This is a genomic window from Sphingobacterium sp. PCS056 (genome assembly GCF_023273895.1).
GTDB lineage: Bacteria > Bacteroidota > Bacteroidia > Sphingobacteriales > Sphingobacteriaceae > Sphingobacterium.
Genome location: NZ_CP096883.1, coordinates 3,004,223 through 3,023,095, shown reverse-complemented (window position 1 = coordinate 3,023,095; position 18,873 = coordinate 3,004,223). Strand labels below are relative to the sequence as shown.

General features: G+C 39.2%; 13 protein-coding genes, 2 tRNA genes and 1 pseudogene. 8 read left to right on the top strand and 8 right to left on the bottom strand.

What is annotated here, in order from left to right; all coding sequences use genetic code 11:
• Positions 1 to 51: 51 nt before the first annotated feature.
• Positions 52 to 382 (top strand): annotated as a pseudogene (locus MUB18_RS12470) (DMT family transporter).
• 286 nt (positions 383 to 668) lie between these two features.
• On the opposite strand, the gene MUB18_RS12465 reads toward MUB18_RS12470, so the two are convergent.
• The 3 genes from MUB18_RS12465 to recR form a co-directional block, all read right to left on the bottom strand.
• The gene (locus MUB18_RS12465) at positions 669 to 4,067 is read right to left on the bottom strand and encodes a family 16 glycoside hydrolase (protein ID WP_248753297.1); all 3,399 of its coding nucleotides are present in this window, start codon (positions 4,065 to 4,067) and stop codon (positions 669 to 671) included.
• A gap of 18 nt (positions 4,068 to 4,085) precedes the next feature.
• Complete coding sequence (locus tag MUB18_RS12460; RefSeq protein ID WP_045756326.1) at positions 4,086 to 5,354, bottom strand: Gfo/Idh/MocA family oxidoreductase; 1,269 nt, start codon at positions 5,352 to 5,354, stop codon at positions 4,086 to 4,088.
• A gap of 140 nt (positions 5,355 to 5,494) precedes the next feature.
• Positions 5,495 to 6,109, bottom strand: coding sequence for a recombination mediator RecR (gene recR, locus MUB18_RS12455; RefSeq protein ID WP_262917495.1), 615 nt, complete (start codon positions 6,107 to 6,109; stop codon positions 5,495 to 5,497).
• Between the two features lie 110 nt (positions 6,110 to 6,219).
• On the opposite strand from recR, the gene MUB18_RS12450 reads away from it, so the two are divergent.
• Positions 6,220 to 6,939 carry a TIGR00730 family Rossman fold protein gene (locus tag MUB18_RS12450; protein ID WP_084405459.1) on the top strand — a complete coding sequence of 240 codons (720 nt, stop codon included), beginning with the start codon at positions 6,220 to 6,222 and terminating at the stop codon, positions 6,937 to 6,939.
• A gap of 124 nt (positions 6,940 to 7,063) precedes the next feature.
• On the opposite strand, the gene MUB18_RS12445 is transcribed toward MUB18_RS12450, so the two are convergent.
• Positions 7,064 to 7,136: transfer RNA gene (locus MUB18_RS12445), tRNA-Thr, on the bottom strand.
• 24 nt (positions 7,137 to 7,160) lie between these two features.
• Positions 7,161 to 7,233: transfer RNA gene (locus tag MUB18_RS12440), tRNA-Thr, on the bottom strand.
• Positions 7,234 to 7,510: 277 nt separating this feature from the next.
• Here MUB18_RS12440 and clpB point away from each other — a divergent pair.
• Positions 7,511 to 10,114 carry an ATP-dependent chaperone ClpB gene (clpB, locus tag MUB18_RS12435; RefSeq protein WP_094773345.1) on the top strand — a complete coding sequence of 868 codons (2,604 nt, stop codon included), beginning with the start codon at positions 7,511 to 7,513 and terminating at the stop codon, positions 10,112 to 10,114.
• Positions 10,115 to 10,250: 136 nt separating this feature from the next.
• Here the strand turns inward: clpB and MUB18_RS12430 are convergent, their stop codons facing one another.
• Entirely contained in the window at positions 10,251 to 10,865 is a 615-nt protein-coding gene (locus MUB18_RS12430; protein WP_248753295.1) for a hypothetical protein, read from the bottom strand.
• An 83-nt stretch (positions 10,866 to 10,948) separates the two neighbouring features.
• Positions 10,949 to 12,859 carry an AAA domain-containing protein gene (locus MUB18_RS12425; protein ID WP_248753294.1) on the bottom strand — a complete coding sequence of 637 codons (1,911 nt, stop codon included), beginning with the start codon at positions 12,857 to 12,859 and terminating at the stop codon, positions 10,949 to 10,951.
• A 139-nt stretch (positions 12,860 to 12,998) separates the two neighbouring features.
• Here MUB18_RS12425 and MUB18_RS12420 point away from each other — a divergent pair, with 139 nt between their 5' ends.
• The 5 genes from MUB18_RS12420 (at position 12,999) to MUB18_RS12400 (ending at position 17,858) form a co-directional block, all read left to right on the top strand.
• A complete protein-coding gene (locus MUB18_RS12420) occupies positions 12,999 to 13,919 on the top strand; it encodes a TIGR01777 family oxidoreductase (RefSeq protein ID WP_248753293.1) in 921 nt (306 codons plus the stop codon).
• A 161-nt stretch (positions 13,920 to 14,080) separates the two neighbouring features.
• On the top strand, positions 14,081 to 15,100 hold the full coding sequence (locus MUB18_RS12415; RefSeq protein ID WP_248753292.1) for a methionine ABC transporter ATP-binding protein: 1,020 nt from the start codon (positions 14,081 to 14,083) through the stop codon (positions 15,098 to 15,100).
• A complete protein-coding gene (gene metI / locus MUB18_RS12410) occupies positions 15,093 to 15,746 on the top strand; it encodes a methionine ABC transporter permease MetI (protein WP_045756075.1) in 654 nt (217 codons plus the stop codon). The genes MUB18_RS12415 and metI overlap by 8 nt, the downstream gene beginning before the upstream one ends.
• Positions 15,747 to 15,763: 17 nt before the next feature.
• On the top strand, positions 15,764 to 16,570 hold the full coding sequence (metQ, locus tag MUB18_RS12405) for a methionine ABC transporter substrate-binding lipoprotein MetQ (protein WP_045756076.1): 807 nt from the start codon (positions 15,764 to 15,766) through the stop codon (positions 16,568 to 16,570).
• A gap of 94 nt (positions 16,571 to 16,664) precedes the next feature.
• Positions 16,665 to 17,858, top strand: coding sequence for an MFS transporter (locus MUB18_RS12400; protein WP_094773340.1), 1,194 nt, complete (start codon positions 16,665 to 16,667; stop codon positions 17,856 to 17,858).
• 57 nt (positions 17,859 to 17,915) lie between these two features.
• Here the strand turns inward: MUB18_RS12400 and MUB18_RS12395 are convergent, their stop codons facing one another.
• Complete coding sequence (locus tag MUB18_RS12395) at positions 17,916 to 18,872, bottom strand: MBL fold metallo-hydrolase (protein WP_248753291.1); 957 nt, start codon at positions 18,870 to 18,872, stop codon at positions 17,916 to 17,918.
• Position 18,873: the final 1 nt, after the last annotated feature.

Genomic DNA, 18,873 nt, shown 5'->3' with positions numbered 1-18,873 from the left:
GTCTCAATCTAACGTTACTTTGTATGATTATTAAATCATATATAAAATATCATGAAATATTTATTTTTAGGGCTGTCGATTGTATTTGAATTAACGGGCAGCAGCTTTTTGAAAGCATCTAACGGTTTTACAAAGCTAATTCCTTCCATTATCACGGTTATTGCTTTTATTGCATGTTTCTATTTCCTCTCCTTGGCGCTTTAAGTCTATACCGCTCAGTATTGCTTATGCCATCTGGGGTGGTATTGGTATTGTGCTGACAACTGTTATCTCTGTTGTTGTTTTTAAACATACACTAGATTTGCCAGCGGTGATTGGTATTATCTTGATTGTTTCGGGAGTAGTGGTGATGAATGTATTTTCAAATTCTACAGCTCACTAATATTCATCCAGCCTACCGTAACGTGTGATATTATTTTTTATCCATATATTTCAAGTGCCATTTCTATCGATTACCTAGTTCTATTGATCAGCAATATGAATTCTTCAATCGGTTGTCAGTCATCTAAATATTTTTATAGGTCTGCAGCAACATAGATTGTTAAGAATGTTGATCCCTAAAGTTATCAATCTAACTGTTGAACATTTCGATAAATGGGGTATCAGTACGAAAAAGGTCCTTATTAATTGATATTAATAAGGACCTAATCAATAAAATAAGATAATTCTTATTTCAATTTTTTCACTCTGATATTTTTAAAGAATACTTCAGATCCATGCCCTAAGAAAGCAAGATGGCCAGTAGTACGTTTTAAACCTGGATGATCTTTACCATCCAAAGTACCATTTTTACTTGCCGCTGCAATATCAGCATCAAGAATCACGGTGCCATTTAAAGTAACTTGAACACGATTACCCTTTACCACGATTTCTTCCGTATTCCACTCGCCTACTGGTTTTAAGAATCCTTTTTTAGCCGTTGCAACACCGTATACCGAACCATGGTATTGGTAAGGTTTCAAGTCTTTATAGATATCAGCAGTGTTATCCAATACTTGGATTTCCATACCGGCATAAGCTGCATCACCCTCTAATGGAGCTCTTACACCTACACCATTGTTGGCACCTTCAGTCAATTTGAAATCAAAACGATAGATAAAATCGCCGTACTCTTCTTTTGTATAAAGATTACCACCAAATTTAGCATCCGGCACTACCCTAAGATATCCTTCATCACTGATGACATAACCATCATTCTTCGTCCACTTATCTAAGTTTGTACCATCAAACAGCACCTCAAAACCTTCTTTCTTTTCAGCTGCACTCAATTGAAATACATTTTTTCTAGCCAGCTCTTTCACATAGATATCTCTATACGACACTACCGTACCATGAGCCTGCAACTCAATCTGCTCGGTCGGGAAAAGGGATTGATTGCGATCCCAATAATTTTCTAAAGGCACATTATCTGTAACCAATTTACCATTTAAGTAAACTGTAACCTTGTCATCAACCATCTTAATTTTGAAGGTATTCCATTCTCCTAATGGATTGTCCGCCACCAATAATGGTTTCGATTCTGCTTTTTGGTTATTGTACAGACCTCCAGAACCCACCTGAGCTCCTTCGTGTACTCTGGATATATCCCAAATTTGCACTTGTGGCGTACCGCGAAGATATATTCCAGCATCCCCTTCTTTACCATTTTTATCCAACTTCCAATCCACCAACATCTCAAAATCACCATATTGTTTGATTGTCGCGATATTGTCTCCTTTTCCAGTAAAGATCAATTCCCCATTTTTAGCTATCCATCCTTGGCGCATTTGCTCATCCGCTTTTAGTTGTGCTGCAGCCAATTCTTTTTCTGTCATCTGACTTCTCTTGATTGGATTGGCAACTAAACCTTTCCAGCCTGTCAGATCCTGTCCATTAAAAAGACTCACGAAACCTTCAGATTTGGACATTTCAGCAAGATGCTTAATAACAGCTTCTTTTAAATAAGAGCTCTCGCTTCCACTTAAATTACCGATAACTTCATTCAATATCGTGCGGATTTCCGTACCTACAAAAGACTTATTATCCAAAGCAATGTTCATCGCTGTATTGACAGCCGCTCCTTTTAACTCTGGGTCTTTCATGTATTTACTCGCAAATACCAATGCTTGATATGTACCTGTTGCTTGCAATGAGGCCAAGACTGTTCTTTTTTGAGTGGTATTTTTAGCGACAGCAAATGCATCTTTCAATAAAAGCGTTTTCTGATCATTTGTTTCACTGGATTTATTGATATTCTTAACCAGTCCTGCGAATACTTTTCCATTTAAATCAGCCGATAGATCGGTTCTGGAAAGTTGAATCAGTTCATTCAACGCTAATGGTGTAGACCAGTCAGCAATGGCAGCTACAGCAGCATTTCGAAGGTCAGGATTATCAGATTTCAAGTAATTAGCCACTGCATTCAGTGATTCTTGATCGCCTAATCTTGCAAAAACCGGAAAATACCTGATTGCACTCGGTGCTGCAGATCTCGAAATATTAGCCGCTAGTTTCTGAATATGCTGGTCTCTATTTTGACTAGATTGGATCACATTGGCAATTGCAACTTCCAAATTCTTACTTGAAGCATCCTCCGATTTTGCCAATAAATTGACCAGTACATCTAGGTCTTTCTCTTGTGCAACATTTGGCAAGGCCTTATTAATCGCTTTATTAACATCAGCATTTGTGCTATTCAGCGCCAATACTGCCTGTGAAGAATTAGCATTGGCTCTTGTACTTAAAATATCCAATAATTGAATTTTCTTTGCATCATCGACAGTTGCTAATGAATTGTTGATCACATCCATTGTCTGCTCATTTTTTGAACTTAACAAAAGCGCTTTGATCGATTCATTCAGTTGTGCATCAGTTGACAGATTGTCAATTAAGGCTTTCGAGTCAGCACCTTTAGACAGGAGATTGATCGCCGACAGACCCGCTAATTTGGCATGCGCATCTGTAGACTTGCCAACGATTTTTTCGATTGCTTTTAATTGACTTATCGAACCGTTTTGAGCCATATAGTTCAACAGCGATTCTTGCACAGCAGGACTTGATTTCGCGGCTAATCCTAACAGCTTCTTAGTATCATTGGCATCTCCATATTTGTGCAATAAGCTTAAAGCAACATGACGGTAAACATTATTTTCATTTTGCGCTGCTGCAAACAAATTTTTCTTTTGTTTCTTAGCATCCAGTTCTGTCAATAAGGTTAATGAGCCTACCTGTGCATTGATCGCTTTTAATTTAGAAGCTTCAGCAAACAAGGTGTTTAAGTATGCAACAGCTTCCGTATTTTTCTTATTCTCGATTAAAGATTCGGCATAGTCCAGACCTAAACCAATACCATTCAGGTTATCATAACTATAATTTGCGGCTTTAAGTTCTTTTTCAAAGATAGGAAGTGCTGCCGTCCCGCCAATTTTGCTCAGGGCAATCAAAGCGGTACGTTTGAAGCTATCCGATTTGAACTTATCCATCAAAGCGATGATAGCCGTCTCGGTGCTTTGGTTTTTAACATCTCCCAAAGCGGTCACGAGCGCAACTGCACATTTTTCATCGCTTACTTTCGCTAATCCCTGTGCAAGTGCATCGCTGGATTCTTTCGTATTGATGGAAACCAAAGTGCGTGCTGCGGCATCAGCCAAATATGGGGTATTTAAATAAGTAGCGACTTTACTAACAGCAGTATTTGTTGCACACTGACGTAAAAGACGCAATACAAAGGCTTTGTTGGTATCTTCTTTTACCGTGCCCAATGCATCTAATAGACCTTGAACAAATACTTCTTTCTGTTTTTCCTTACCTGGTTGGTTAACATAAAAAGAATAGCTGTTTGTGGCATATTCTACCTGCGCATTGTTTTGGCCTTGCGGTTTCAACTGATTGAGCATCGCCGCAATTTCACTTGATGTAAAGTTTTCCAACTCGTTCATCGCGTATAAAAACTTAGCCTTCTCTTCGGCAGGTTGTTGGCCCAAGACATCGGCTATTTTAGTTGCTGTTGTTCTATTTTGGGGTTGTTGTGCATATGCTGCCACTTGAAGTATTAATAAGGCAGATATCGTATTAAAAACTTTTTTCATTTTAGATAGATTAGAAAATTACATTGACCAAGGACCACGCATTGGTTGATAAACTAAACGGTTTGCTGCATCGTCATTGATAAACTCGTCTTTGGTAGAGTCAAATTTCAATGAACGATTTAAACGTAATGCAATTAAGCCCATGTTTACCAACGTACAGGAGCGATATCCGTTTTCTTCATTCAATGCAAATTTCTCGCGTGTACGTACCGATTCTAAGAAATCTGTAATTTGCGGAGCTGGCTCTGGAAATTGTGATAATTTTCTTTCCATATCTGGGATATCCGAGACAAAGCCTTTGTATAGTTTACCTTTTGGTCCTTCTATATAAGCCATGCCTTCATCTTTCCCTTCTCCATCTAAAATAATTTGGCAACCATCAGCATAGGTATAGGTGATTCTTCTCCAAGTACCAACAGCATCACTGTGCTGCTGAGGTGCATCTACTTCTACAGAAACGGGGCTCTCGCCATCTTTTCCTAAGAAATATTGCACAGGATCTAAATAATGTTGTCCCATGTCTCCTAATCCTCCGCCATCATAATCCCAATAACCTCTAAAAGTCGTATGCACGCGGTGTGTGCTATAAGGTTTGAACGGTGCCGGACCCAACCACAATTCATAGTCCAACTCGGCAGGTACAGGTTCAACAGGAAGATTTTCTTTTCCCACCCAATAAAATTTCCAATCGAAACCTGTATGCTTACTGATCGTGACTTTTAATGGCCAGCCTAACATCCCGGTATCTACTAATTTTTTGATCTTTTTTACCGGAACATTCATTCCATAAAAATTATCGCTAAAACGAAACCATGTATTTAGTCTAAACATATTGCCATGCTGTGCGATGGCTTCTTTAACTTTTTTACCCTCACCTATCGTACGTGTCATTGGCTTTTCACACCAGATGTCCTTTCCAGCACGAGCTGCTTCTAAAGACATCAGACCATGCCAATGTGGTGGGGTTGCAATATGTACAATATCGACTTCGGGGTTTTTGATGAGATCACGAAAATCATGATGCTCTTTGACTCCTCCGCCTAAAGCTTGTTGAGCAATAGCCAAATGTCTGGTGTCCACATCACATATGGCCACTGTCTTGGTCCCCGCGTATCCAAAATGACCACGACCCATTGAACCTACACCAATAATGCCTTTTGTTAAATGGTCACTTGGTGCCAAGTATCCCTGTCCTCCTAATACGAATCGAGGGACAATAGTAAATGCCGCTGCTCCTGTGACGGATTTCTTCAAGAAATCTCTTCTGGAGCTATTTTTTTCTTTCATACTTATTTAATAAATGATAGTTTGGTTGTGTTAGATTTAATAATCTGTTAAAATACAACTTTTTACTAAAAAGCAAACTAAAAAAAAGCCTTGTCGGGTAACAAAGCTCTTACAATTATTATTATATGAAATCTGCGTAGCTACAGCGTAGGACGCTCGTATAATGTTCTTGTTGCAATTGATCTTCCAAGGGTCAATTCATCGACATATTCGAGTTCACCTCCAAAAGCAATACCGCGGGCGATGGTGGTGACCTGAACATTGAATTCTTTTAATTTGCGATACAGATAAAATATAGTGGTATCGCCTTCCATGGTAGCACTCAATGCCAATATTACTTCTTTGATGTCGCGCTTCCGCATGCGCTCCACCAATCCTTCGATCTTCAAGTCAGACGGTCCTACCCCATCCATTGGAGAAATAAGCCCTCCCAATACATGGTAACTTCCTTGATAAGAGTTTGTATTTTCAATAGCCATTACATCGCGTGTATCTTCTACCACACAGATGATGGAATGATCACGTTTTGAAGAGGTGCAGATTTCGCATTCTTGAAAATCTGAAATATTGAAACAAATGCGGCAATATTGAATTTCTTCCTTCAATTGATTTATCGCCGATGTAAATCGTAAAACTTCCGTGTCAGATTGTTTTAACAAATGCAAAACAAGTCGTAACGCAGTTTTTTGACCTACTCCAGGTAGACGTCCAAACTCTGAAACAGCGTTTTCTAATAATTTAGAAGAAAAATTCATGCGCAAATTTAATAATATATTAGCTAAAGAAACTGCTCAAATTAAAAATATTCCTTATCTTGTATTCCCTTCAAAAAATGGGAATAATAATTTTACACTAACATTAGAGCATGGATATCACTAAAGACGATAAAATCGACAAAATAAGGAGTGCCTTTGAAAACAAAACGTGGCAAGAGATAAAAGTAAAAGATTCGTGGCAAATATTTAAGATCATGTCCGAATTTGTGGATGGTTTTGAGAAATTGGCAAAGATTGGACCTTGTGTATCCATATTTGGATCTGCGCGAACTCCCCAAGACCATAAATACTATCAAATGGCTGTTGATGTAGCAAGCCTATTGACCGCTCGAGGCTATGGGATCATTTCTGGAGGTGGTCCCGGAATCATGGAGGCTGCCAATAAGGGTGCGTACGAATCAGGGGGTAAATCTGTAGGATTAAACATTGAATTGCCTTTTGAACAATTTCACAATAGATATATTGATCGTGATAAGCTACTCGAATTTAACTATTTCTTTGTTCGAAAGGTGATGTTTATGAAATATTCGCAGGGCTATATCGTCATGCCGGGAGGATTTGGAACGATGGATGAATTATTTGAAGCCATAACTTTAATCCAAACGGGTAAGATCGCCCGCTTCCCGATCGTATTGGTAGGTACCGAATACTGGAGTGGTCTTTTTAATTGGATTCAAAATACGATGCTCGGCGATCGCTACATTAGTGAAGAGGATCTAAAACTATATCGAATTGTAGATACAGCTGAAGAAGCTGCTGATCATATTTTCAGGTTCTATGATAAGTATTTATTAAAACCAAACTTTTAGTAGTACAACCTGTAAGCATCAAGTCTACCATACGATCGTATGGTGGACTTTTTTTTATAAGGCGAAACATCAGGAAATTGCTATAAATAAAAAAAGGCCAATCTTTGTGAGATTGACCTTTTTGAGCCTCCTATCGGAATCGAACCAATGACCTACTGATTACAAGTCAGTTGCTCTACCAGCTGAGCTAAGGAGGCATCATGTCTGAAAGTTTAAAAAAGAGCCTCTTATCGGAATCGAACCAATGACCTACTGATTACAAGTCAGTTGCTCTACCAGCTGAGCTAAAGAGGCTTTTTTAAATAACCCTTTCGAATTATGATGGTGCAAATATCGAAACCTTTGACAACAAAATCAAGCTTTATTGAATTTTTTTTTAATAATTTTAATAATTTTCTGAAAATCAAGCGCTTTATTTTCTCTCCATATCGGATCAGAACACAGAAAAACAGCTAAAACTGAAATTTTGTCATTTAACAATAAAAATAGAAGACATTTTTTCCGAAAAAAGAATAAAAACAGATATGGCATTTTGATTGTTACCCTTGTGTAGAATCAAATGGAAAAAATTATGAACTTCAATAACTACACGATTAAAGCACAAGAGGCGATTCAAAAGGCTTCTGAGATTGCCAGTGGCAATCAACAGCAAGCTATTGAGACCGCACATATATTAAAAGCATTACTAACAGTTGATGAACATGTGATCAGTCACCTGTTAAAAAAATTAAATGTCAACATCTCCTACTTAGGTGGCGAGTTGGATAAACAGATCCAAGCATTTCCAAAAGTAAGTGGTACAAATGTTTATTTGAGCAACGCTTCTAATACAGCCTTACAGAAAGCGCAAAGCTACTTGAAGGAGTTTAATGACGAATTTGTCTCTGTTGAGCATCTTCTTTTGGGTATATTAAATGCTGGAGATAAGACTTCTTCCTTGTTAAAAGATCAAGGTGTCAATGAAAAAGATCTCAAATTGGCCATTAAGGAGCTGCGCGGCAATAGCAGGGTAACGGATCAAAATGCTGAAGCGACCTATAATGCTTTGGGAAAATATGCGCGTAACTTAAATGAGTTTGTTGAATCGGGAAAATTGGACCCAGTTATCGGTCGTGATGAAGAGATCCGTCGCGTGATGCAAATTCTGTCCCGAAGAACTAAGAACAATCCGATTTTAGTGGGTGAGCCTGGTGTTGGAAAAACGGCAATTGCTGAAGGTATTGCACACCGCATCATCAATGGTGATGTACCCGAAAATTTAAAGTCAAAGATTGTATTCTCGTTGGACATGGGTGCGCTGATAGCTGGCGCTAAGTACAAAGGTGAATTTGAAGAAAGATTAAAAGCTGTTGTCAAAGAGGTAGCCGATAGCAATGGAGAGATCATCCTGTTCATTGATGAGATCCATACCTTAGTGGGTGCTGGTGGCGGTGAAGGCGCAATGGATGCTGCCAATATCTTAAAGCCTGCCCTAGCGCGCGGTGAACTTCGCGCTATAGGTGCCACAACTTTAAACGAGTATCAAAAGTATTTTGAAAAGGATAAGGCATTGGAGCGTCGTTTTCAAAAAGTAATGGTTGATGAACCAACTACCCAAGATGCAATTTCAATCTTAAGGGGATTAAAAGAAAGATACGAAACTCACCATAAAGTGCGTATTCTTGATGAGGCGATCATCGCAGCGGTCGAATTATCGACACGCTATATTTCAGATCGTTTCTTACCGGATAAAGCCATTGATTTGATGGACGAGGCCGCATCAAAATTACGTCTTGAAATGGACTCTGTGCCTGAGGCCGTGGACGAGTTAAATCGCCGCATTATGCAGTTGGAGATCGAGCGCGAAGCCATCAAGCGTGAACATGATGACAAGAAAGTAAGTGAGCTATCTGAAACTATTGCAAATTTATCTGCTGAACGGGATTCGTTACGTGCTTCTTGGCAGTCTGAAAAAACATTGGTAGACCAGGTCAACCAAGAAATTGAAAATATTGAGCATTACAAACAAGAGGCTGATCAAGCTGAACGTGCTGGAGATTATGGCAAGGTAGCAGAGATACGCTATGGCCGTATTAAAGAGGCACAAGATCAGGTTGAAAAACTAAAGGCTGAACTGGCTGAAAAGCAAGATAGCAAGCGCATGTTGAAAGAGGAAGTGACCGCTGAAGACATTGCCGATGTCGTATCCAAATGGACAGGTATCCCTGTCAATAAAATGATTCAGTCAGAACGTGAAAAACTACTTTCACTCGAAGCCGAATTACATAAAAGAGTGGCTGGTCAGGAAGAAGCTATTGAAGCGATATCAGATGCGATTCGTCGATCAAGAGCTGGCCTTAGTGATGCGAAACGTCCAATTGGTTCTTTCATCTTCTTGGGTACAACTGGTGTTGGTAAAACAGAATTAGCGAAAGCATTAGCTGAATTTTTATTTGACGACGAACATGCGTTGGTCAGAATTGATATGTCTGAGTATCAAGAACGTCATGCTGTATCTCGACTGATCGGAGCGCCTCCAGGATACGTGGGCTATGAAGAAGGTGGTCAATTGACTGAGGCTGTACGACGCCGTCCCTACTCTGTGGTCCTATTGGATGAAATTGAAAAAGCACATCCTGATGTGTTCAATATATTGCTTCAAGTATTGGATGATGGACATTTGACGGACAATAAAGGTCGAACAGTCAATTTCAAAAACACGATTATCATCATGACTTCAAATACAGGTTCGCATATTATCCAAGAGAACTTCTCGCATTTGAATGATATCAATAGAGATGAGGTCATCGCTAAAACAAGAGGTGAAGTGTTTGAGCTGTTACAGAAATCGATTCGTCCAGAGTTCTTGAACCGGATTGATGAAATCATTATGTTCACACCATTGAGCAGAACAGAAATTGGTAGCATTGTCAGGATGCAATTTGGTAACATTCAAAAACAGTTAGCTGAACAGGATATTTTCATCACTGCTTCTGATGATGCACTGGATTGGTTGGCACAACTGGGATATGACCCTACCTATGGTGCTAGACCTTTGAAACGCGTGATTCAAAAACGAATTTTGAATGAACTTTCAAAAGAGATCCTTTCAGGAAAGGTAAATAAAGATGCTGTTATCCAGCTCGATGTCTTCGACGGTCAATTTGTATTCTTAAATAAAAAAGAGATCGAATAACATAAAACATGCCTCGCCATAAAAAATGCGGTTGACTGTGTCAACCGCATTTTTTATGGTATTATCCTGAACAATCTGATCGTATGATAACGTCTGCCTACAAAATACTTATGATGGAGATGGCATATCTGAGACCCTATTTCTTCCATACCACCCTTGTTGTATTTGAGCTTTTATAGATTGTATAAGTAAGATAACCAAATCCTGCAACTAACGCAATTGCCAATACAGAGGATCCAACGACCCCCAACTGACCTGCTATCGAAGCCAAAATATTTTTAAATCCCGATCTGCTACCGCTTAAGTCTAATGATTCTCCTGCTTCCATTTCTCTGGCCATCATCACCAATGAAAAGCCGAAAAAAGCTGCTGCAATCGTATACAACAAATTGCGCATCCAGCTTTTATTCTTTATAATTTCAACATCTTCTTTAAGTCCTGAATGCTTTTCGATTTCTTGGATAGCTTCCTGCAATTGGGCTTTATTTTCAAAATCTGCCACTAGTGCTTGATAATTACTCGGGTCAACGACATCCATATCGAGCAAGGGAGGTTGATTTTCATAAAGGGGTGCTACTTGCTTAATCTGACTATAGGGTATGAAAATTATATGTTCTTCTGGGTCTCCAGATTTACTCAGAAACTGTTCTAATGATGTATCTGGCAATTCTTTCTCAGAAAAATAAAACCCTTCGTTGGTAATCCATCGTGTTTTAAAAACAAGTTCGCTATTTTGATAATGCTGATACATAATTAATTTGATATGGGTTGTGTACTAAAATAACAGTTAAATATGAAATCTGATCAATATTTTTTTATTCATTTTTTGGGAATCTAATGATTCAGATCCCATTCCCAAACACTATGATAGCTTTCGACAGACTCAACATATTTGATAAAGGCATCATAAAATTCGTGTTTGCCTACTGTAGCACTATCACCAATGACGATGAGTTTCTTTCTAGCTCTAGTCATGGCCACATTCATTCTGCGGACGTCCGACAAAAAGCCAATGGTTTGTTGATCATTGCTTCGGGTTAAACTTATATATATAATATCTTTCTCCTGTCCTTGGAAACTGTCGATGGTATTGATCTGTATGTTTTTACGATAGGTAGCCATCCATTCATCATGTGATAACACCTCATGCAATAGAGTTGCCTGTTTCCGATAAGGAGTAATAACCCCAATACTTGGAAAATCATCTTCAACATAAGTCGCAGAAAGCTTTGTCAGCAATTCGCTCAAATGAGTTTTTAAAAACTGGGCTTCCCCTTGATTAAAAGTAGCTGTTCCTTCTTGTTCTTCTTCAAATCCAGCACCTGCCGTATCAATAAATAACACAGGTTCTTGATCTCCTTTTAAAGTCCAGTGCTGCACCTGCTCTGCTGACAATAAGTGGTCGTCATACAAGGCTAAGGACGGAAATTTCATTATTTTTTCATTCATCCGATACTGAACATTGAGTAGGGCAACATGGCTAGGATACCGACTGACCAACTTTTCAAATAATGTATCATAAAGTCCTGTTTTCATATGCGCAGTTGACTTTACGGTTGGGGGCAGTTGACGATGATCTCCCGCCAGCACTATCTTATCTGCCTTTAAAATAGGAATCCAACATGCGGGTTCCAACCCTTGTGCCGCTTCGTCAATAACGACGACCCCATAGGTTCTGTTTCTAATAGCGTATTGATTTGCCCCTACCAAAGTGGCCGTCACCACTTGCGCTTTATCCAAAATATCTCCAACGATAAAATCTTGGATATCGCCAATTTCTTTCGTTATTTTTCGAGCTTCATCAAAAAGAGCCTTGCGTTGCTCACGCTCTGAACGTCCAAAACTTCGTTTATATTTTTGAGCCATATCCGTATAGGCTCGAGCTTTTTTCTTTAATATCTTGACCTCCTTATTGGCAGGATGCTGATCCACTTGTGCATCCAATGACAATTCTTGCAGGTGCTCTGAAATCTTCACTGGATTTCCAATCCTTGTCACCAGCACGCCCACAGCATCCAATCGTTCGGTCAGCACATCTACCGCTGTGTTACTCGGAGCAACAATCAAGATCTGCTTTTTTTCTTTTTTGAGCAAGGCAGCTACGGCTTTGATGAGCGTTGTCGTTTTCCCTGTACCTGGGGGACCATGAATAATTGAAATCGGACTTGAACTCAACACTAGTGCAATAGCTTCATTTTGGCTTTGATTTAAAGCTGCATCATCATAATACGTTTCTTTTTCATAGTCCTTTACTTGTTCTTCTCCGATTATTTCGCGAATGAGTCTTCCTTTATGTAAATCCGAGCGCAAATCTTTTGCTTTCCGGAGCACGTCGTGCATCTCCTTATACGAGTTCTCATCAAATAGCAGATCCACACCCAACTTTCCGCGCCGACTCCAATCGGGCAGTTCGTCTACCCGAAATGCAATCTTCATGGTGTCACGGCTTACATAAGAAATCAAACCTTCTTGTCGGTCTACTTGTGGATCATGATTGGAAAATAGTGCTACAGGCATGCCAAATCGGAAACGATGCTCCTCCTCCATCTGATTTGTTTTGGTCAGCGTAATGGTCAAATAATCATCTCTACCTATTTCGTCACTTTTTATTTGAATGGGAAACCAAGTTACTCCTTTCAGCTTACGTTCATTCAAGCTTGACTTTAACAAAAGTAACTCATATTGCTCACGATCAAAGTTTTGTTCAATATTAAGGAGCGTTGTCAGCTCATCGAAATAATTCATATTATAATAATTCTCTTCCACGATATGCAGCAAAATAACCAATTTTTAATTTGATTAAGGCTGGAATATGATAAATAAAAATTAAATTGGCGTTAATAAACTATCTTGTTATTTTTAAGCTTAATAGATCTTATCAAATATGGAAACAGTCATTCTAGCTGGTGGTACAGGAACAATAGGAAGAGATCTCGCAACATTACTGATTAGCGAAGGCTTTCATGTCATCATATTCACGCGAAGTGCCAAGTCACATCAAGACAGTGCCCATATCGAATACCTGGATTGGGATCCGGATCAAAAAAGAATCAATAATCACGCTATTCAACGGGCTGATTATATAATCAATCTCGCCGGAGCCGGGATTGCTGATCAACGTTGGACTAAAAAGCGCCGGCAAGAACTCATTTCGAGTCGGGTCAATAGCGGTAATTTGATCGTTGAAGCCTTACAGCAAATCCCAAATAAGGTAAAAGCCGTCATTTCTACTTCTGCTGTTGGCTGGTATGGAGCGGACAAAAGTCCTAACCACATTTTTAAAGAGTATGAAGAGCAGGGAACGGATTTCTTGAGTTGGACCTGTAAACTATGGGAAGATAGCATTAAACCTATTGAGCTTCTCCACAAAAGAATCGTCATCTTGAGATTAGGGGTAGTTTTCAGTAAGGATGGAGGAGCGTTAAAAGAACTAATCAAATCCTTTAAGTACAAAATGGCTACTTACTTAGGATCAGGTAAACAAAAAATGAGCTGGATCCATATTGATGATGTTTGCCATCTTTATTTGGCAGCCATTCGTGATAGTAACCTATCAGGCATCTTTAATGCAGTCTCTTCGGAAGTACTTCCTCAGAAGACCATTATCGATCGTATGGCCAAGCAAAAGATAGGTAGCTTTTATCTCCCTATTTATGTTCCTACATTTGCACTGAAGTTGGCTTTGGGCCAGATGGGTGAGGAAGTTTTACTGACAAGCACAAGCGCCAGTAACCAAAAAATACGGGATGCTGGTTTTACATTTAAATATCCCACTTTGAACGAAGCATGTATCAAAAACCTGTAATTTAAAGATTAGTATTGTGAGTTAGGGCTACTTTTGATACATTTGCCCTAAAATATAGCAATTCATGTTTTTATCATGAGATCAAATTGCTTCATATCCATAAGCCTTTCAGGACATGTTTGAAAGGTTTTTTTTGTAAGATTAGTTTTTACTATACATAAATGATAGAATTAATTAACATTTCCAAGACATTTGCAGTAAAAAATAAGTTTACGAAAGCATTAGATCAAGTCACGCTAGCGATTCCGAAAGGGCAAATATTTGGTGTTATAGGGAGCTCGGGTGCAGGAAAAAGCACGTTGATTCGCTGTGTCAATTTATTGGAAAAACCCGATGAAGGTCAAGTGTTGATCCACGGCGTTGACATCATGCAGTTGTCTCGCCAGGATTTGGTTCAGCAACGCCGAAAAATCGGAATGATCTTTCAGCACTTCAATTTACTATCTTCTCGTACGGTTTTTCAAAATATTGCGTTCCCATTGGAGTTGACCAGTATTTCAAAAAAAGATATCCAGCTCAAAGTAATGGAACTTCTTGCGTTAGTAGGACTCGAGGATAAGGTCCATGATTATCCCGCTAATTTGTCCGGAGGACAGAAACAGCGTGTGGCTATCGCTCGAGCACTAGCTAGTGATCCCGAAATTCTGTTATGTGATGAAGCGACCAGCGCATTGGATCCTGCGACAACCAAATCTATTTTGCAATTGCTCAAGTCAATCAATAAAAAGCTAAACTTGACGATTTTGCTTATTACGCATGAGATGGAGGTAATCAAAATCATCTGTGATCAAGTAGCCGTGATAGATGGTGGCAAATTAATAGAGACCGGTACTGTAGAACAGATTTTCACGTCTCCAAAGGAAGCTCTTACCAAACATTTTATTCAATCTTCTCTACATGCCGAACTTCCTGCGATCTACCAAGACCGCCTAAAAGAAAGCGGCAATCCTATTGTACAGATCTATCTAGCAGAACATCATAATCAAATATCGGTTATCAAACATTTGCATGAACACTATCACATTGATGTTGCCATTATCAGTGCGCAGATTGATTATGTAGGGTCAATTAAATTTGGGATCCTTAATTTGGAACTTATTGGTGATGCCGAACGCATCGTCGATGGCCTGAGCTATTTAAAATCAAATTATTCACAAACAGAAATTATAGGATATGTCTGATACAGTTATCGATTTATTGATCAATGGTACCATAGAAACTATTGTCATGACTTTCCTGTCGGGATTTTTTGGTTTTGCCCTTGGACTTCCTACAGGTATTTTCCTGTTTTTAACCCGCAAAAGCCAATTGCATGAGAACAAATTGATACACCAGTTACTTGCTGTATTGGTGAATGTATTTCGTTCGATCCCTTTTATTATTCTTATTGTCTGGATGATTCCGTTCACTAGGCAAATCGTAGGTACTTCCATTGGAGTGACAGCAGCCTTGGTACCCTTAAGTCTGGCTGCGGCACCCTTTATTGCGCGATTAGTTGAAAATAGTTTACTGGAAATTCCTCATGGACTGATTGAAGCTGCACGTGCTATGGGAGCGACTACAACACAGATTATTTTCAAGGTATTATTGCCCGAATCACTACCATCACTCATTAATAATGTGACCATTACATTGATTACCTTAGTTGGCTATTCAGCTATGGGAGGTGCTGTCGGTGCCGGAGGACTGGGGCAGATTGGATATCAGTATGGTTATATTGGTTATGATACTTTTATTATGAATGCTGTATTAATTTTACTAATTTTAATTGTATTTATTCTTCAGTTTACTGGAGATTACATGTCTAAAAAAGCTAATCATCGTTAACATCTATTTTAAAAACTATGAGATTACACTCTAAACTTTGCGTGGTAGCACTGACCTTAGTTGGCCTGATTGCTTGTAACGGAAAAAAAACAGATTCGAAAGTCCTTAAAGTAGGAATTGTCGCCGGTCCTGAACAAGAAATTGCTGAAACAGCAAAAAAAGTTGCTAAGGAGAAATTCAACCTTGATGTTGAATTGGTCTCTTTCAACGATTATGTAGTCCCCAATGAAGCTTTAAACCAAGGTGACATTGATATCAACTCGTTCCAACATTTACCTTATCTTCAAGAACAATCTCGACAACGGGGTTATAAATTAGCAGCCGTTGCCAATACTTTTGTATTTCCGATAGTTGCTTATTCTAAAAAAATAAAATCGATCAGTGAATTGCAACCAGGTGCTACTATTGTGATTCCCAATGATCCCACAAATGGAGGAAGATCACTGCTATTGCTACAAAAAGAAGGATTGATCAAACTAAAAGACAACGTTGGTCTATTGCCCAAAAAGACAGATATCATCGATAATCCCAAGAAATTAAATATTATGGAGCTTGAAGCTCCTCAATTACCACGAGTTTTGGACGATAAGGAAGTGGTCATTGCGATCATTAACAATACTTTCGCTGCTCAAGCGGGGTTAAATCCTGAAAAAGAGGGTTTATTTGCAGAAGATAGCGAGTCGCCGTATGTCAATTTAATCGTATCCAGAGAGGACAATCGAAATGATGAACGCATCAAACAATTTATTGAGGCGTACCAGTCGCCTGAAGTAGAAGCAACTGCCAAAAGAGTCTTTAAAGGTGGTGCTATAAAGGGCTGGTAGTCTTATTATAATTACTTTGTAATAAAGGCGATATTCTGAACGAGAATATCGCCTTTTATTTTTTTATCCCCGTTAGGTTTGCTTCCTTTGCAGCATGTTATCCAAATCTTTGCAAAAGACGGCTCTTGATTACCGTTTTCAGATTGCTAGCTATGTGATTTTAACTTTTTACGGATATTTCACAATTGGTCTTTCGCTAGCTGTACTTCCTATTTTCATCCATGAAACATTAGGATTCAATACCATTATTGCAGGTGCAGTCATTGGTTCTCAATATATCATGACCTTTTTTATGCGTGCCTACGCGGGAACGATCGTCGATAAAAAAGGTCCTAAGCCTGCTATTATCGCGAGTATGATCTGTTTTATGGTCACAGGGATCCTGTTATGGGCTGCATTTTCGACCAGCGCTACCCCATTACTTTCCATTAGCTTACTGGCTATTTCCAGATTATTAACAGGCTGTGGCGAAGGTATGGTTGGTGCAAGTCCGGTCAACTGGGCTATTTTGCGCGTAGGCGACCAACACACCGGTACCGCAATTTCTTACAATGGGATATCCAATTACAGCTCTATGGCTATAGGCGCTCCCTTAGGCGTCATTTTATCTCAGCACCTAGGCAATTGGTCAATCGCAGCATTTACCATCGTGGTGGGCTTTATAGGTCTTATTTCGACCATCAATAAAAAAGCACTGTATTCGCTATCCAATGAAGTTAGAAATTCATTTTTCTCTGTTTTTAAAGTCGTATCTCCCTTTGGAATAGGTCTTGCACTGGCAGGTATAGGTTTTGGAACAATCTCAACATTCATCACGTTGTACTACAATTATAAGGGATGGGAAAATGCCGCCATTTGCATTACGTGTTTTAGTACGATGTTTGTCTTAGGCCGTTTTGTGCTGACGGGAAGTATCAATAAAATTGGAGGCGTCAAAATAGCTTTATATTCGATGCTGATTGAAAGTGCTGGACTGTTGCTGATCGCCTTTGCCCCCTCACCGCTATTGACGATCATTGGTGCTTCTATTACTGGATTAGGATTTTCAATGGTATTTCCGGCATTGGGAGTTGAGGCTGTCAAAAGAGCATCCAGCGCAAATAAAGGTGCGGCTTTAGGGGCCTATGGACTATTTATTGATATTTCGCTGGGTGTATCAGGTCCGCTTATCGGCTTAGTGGCCAAGCAATTTGGCATGGACTTTATATTTCCATTCAGTCTATTTTTAGTAGTATTAGGGGTTATTGTATGTCTTTTATTGATCAGATCAAAGGTAAAATCTCAATAAAAAAAACAGCCATCTATTTAAATTTAATAATTAAATAGATGGCTATAATAAATTGATTTACAAAGATAAAAAGATATCACGAACAGCTAGCTGCCCCTCAAAATACTGTTTTAATATCCGACCGTCTCCATGCAGTGTCCATACTTCCTGAGGTTTGACCTCTTTGATGAAAAATAGGATATCATTCCAGTCCACATGATCAGAAATGTAGAGGGAAAGATCATTATGCTGCTGAAGTCTCTTCCATCCTGAAGCAAAAGCTCGAACGACTTTAGTCGCACGAATGTAACTATTGAATGTCATGGGCGGAACCATATAGACCTTATTGGGTTCTCCCACCTTCATCTCTCTTCTATTGTACTGCTCATAGGTAAGCTTTTTACGGCCCATATCATCATAGATACGGTGAAGCGGCAGGATACCATGGTGCACCAATACTCTTCGGTCTGGGCAATGCTTATTGATCAAATCAGTTAAACGCTGGGCTTTCCCTAGTGAGTAAGTTCCCAGTAAGATATTAAAAGGTTGATCATTCAATTTTTTGATTTCATCAATCGGATCTGGATGAATGACTTCCGGATCTGCAAATGTACATTCTGTAATCAAAACATCTGCCTGAACAATTTCAATGCGCTCGCAGGTCTCGTCCTCCTGCAATTTATAATCACCTGTATACAGATACCGAACTCCTTTATATTCCATCAAGATCTGGGCAGATCCGAGTATATGTCCTGCGGGAATAAAAGTCAGTTGCACTGGACCAATCTGAAATGCATGCTGAAAATCTATTGTTCTATAGCTGGACTGCGGTTGTTGGGAATAACGGTATCGCATTATAGCGGCAGTAACTGCTGTACTGTAAATCGTTGTATGTCCAGGTCTTGCATGATCACCATGTCCATGAGACACAACATCTATAGAAACGGGCAGTAGGGCATCAATATAAAAATCTCCATATTGACAATAATAACCTTCTGGTTTTCGAACCAAAAAGTCTGATAATATATTTAACATA

What these genes read in the sequence shown, in the direction of transcription:
- MUB18_RS12415 (WP_248753292.1), top strand. Translation starts at nt 14,081, where the DNA reads ATGATAGAATTAATTAACATTTCCAAGACATTTGCAGTAAAAAATAAG.
- MUB18_RS12425 (WP_248753294.1), bottom strand. Translation starts at nt 12,859, where the DNA reads ATGAATTATTTCGATGAGCTGACAACGCTCCTTAATATTGAACAAAAC.
- MUB18_RS12420 (WP_248753293.1), top strand. Translation starts at nt 12,999, where the DNA reads ATGGAAACAGTCATTCTAGCTGGTGGTACAGGAACAATAGGAAGAGAT.
- recR (WP_262917495.1), bottom strand. Translation starts at nt 6,109, where the DNA reads ATGAATTTTTCTTCTAAATTATTAGAAAACGCTGTTTCAGAGTTTGGA.
- metQ (WP_045756076.1), top strand. Translation starts at nt 15,764, where the DNA reads ATGAGATTACACTCTAAACTTTGCGTGGTAGCACTGACCTTAGTTGGC.
- MUB18_RS12400 (WP_094773340.1), top strand. Translation starts at nt 16,665, where the DNA reads ATGTTATCCAAATCTTTGCAAAAGACGGCTCTTGATTACCGTTTTCAG.
- MUB18_RS12450 (WP_084405459.1), top strand. Translation starts at nt 6,220, where the DNA reads ATGGATATCACTAAAGACGATAAAATCGACAAAATAAGGAGTGCCTTT.
- metI (WP_045756075.1), top strand. Translation starts at nt 15,093, where the DNA reads ATGTCTGATACAGTTATCGATTTATTGATCAATGGTACCATAGAAACT.
- MUB18_RS12430 (WP_248753295.1), bottom strand. Translation starts at nt 10,865, where the DNA reads ATGTATCAGCATTATCAAAATAGCGAACTTGTTTTTAAAACACGATGG.
- MUB18_RS12395 (WP_248753291.1), bottom strand. Translation starts at nt 18,872, where the DNA reads ATGTTAAATATATTATCAGACTTTTTGGTTCGAAAACCAGAAGGTTAT.
- MUB18_RS12460 (WP_045756326.1), bottom strand. Translation starts at nt 5,354, where the DNA reads ATGAAAGAAAAAAATAGCTCCAGAAGAGATTTCTTGAAGAAATCCGTC.
- clpB (WP_094773345.1), top strand. Translation starts at nt 7,511, where the DNA reads ATGAACTTCAATAACTACACGATTAAAGCACAAGAGGCGATTCAAAAG.
- MUB18_RS12465 (WP_248753297.1), bottom strand. Translation starts at nt 4,067, where the DNA reads ATGAAAAAAGTTTTTAATACGATATCTGCCTTATTAATACTTCAAGTG.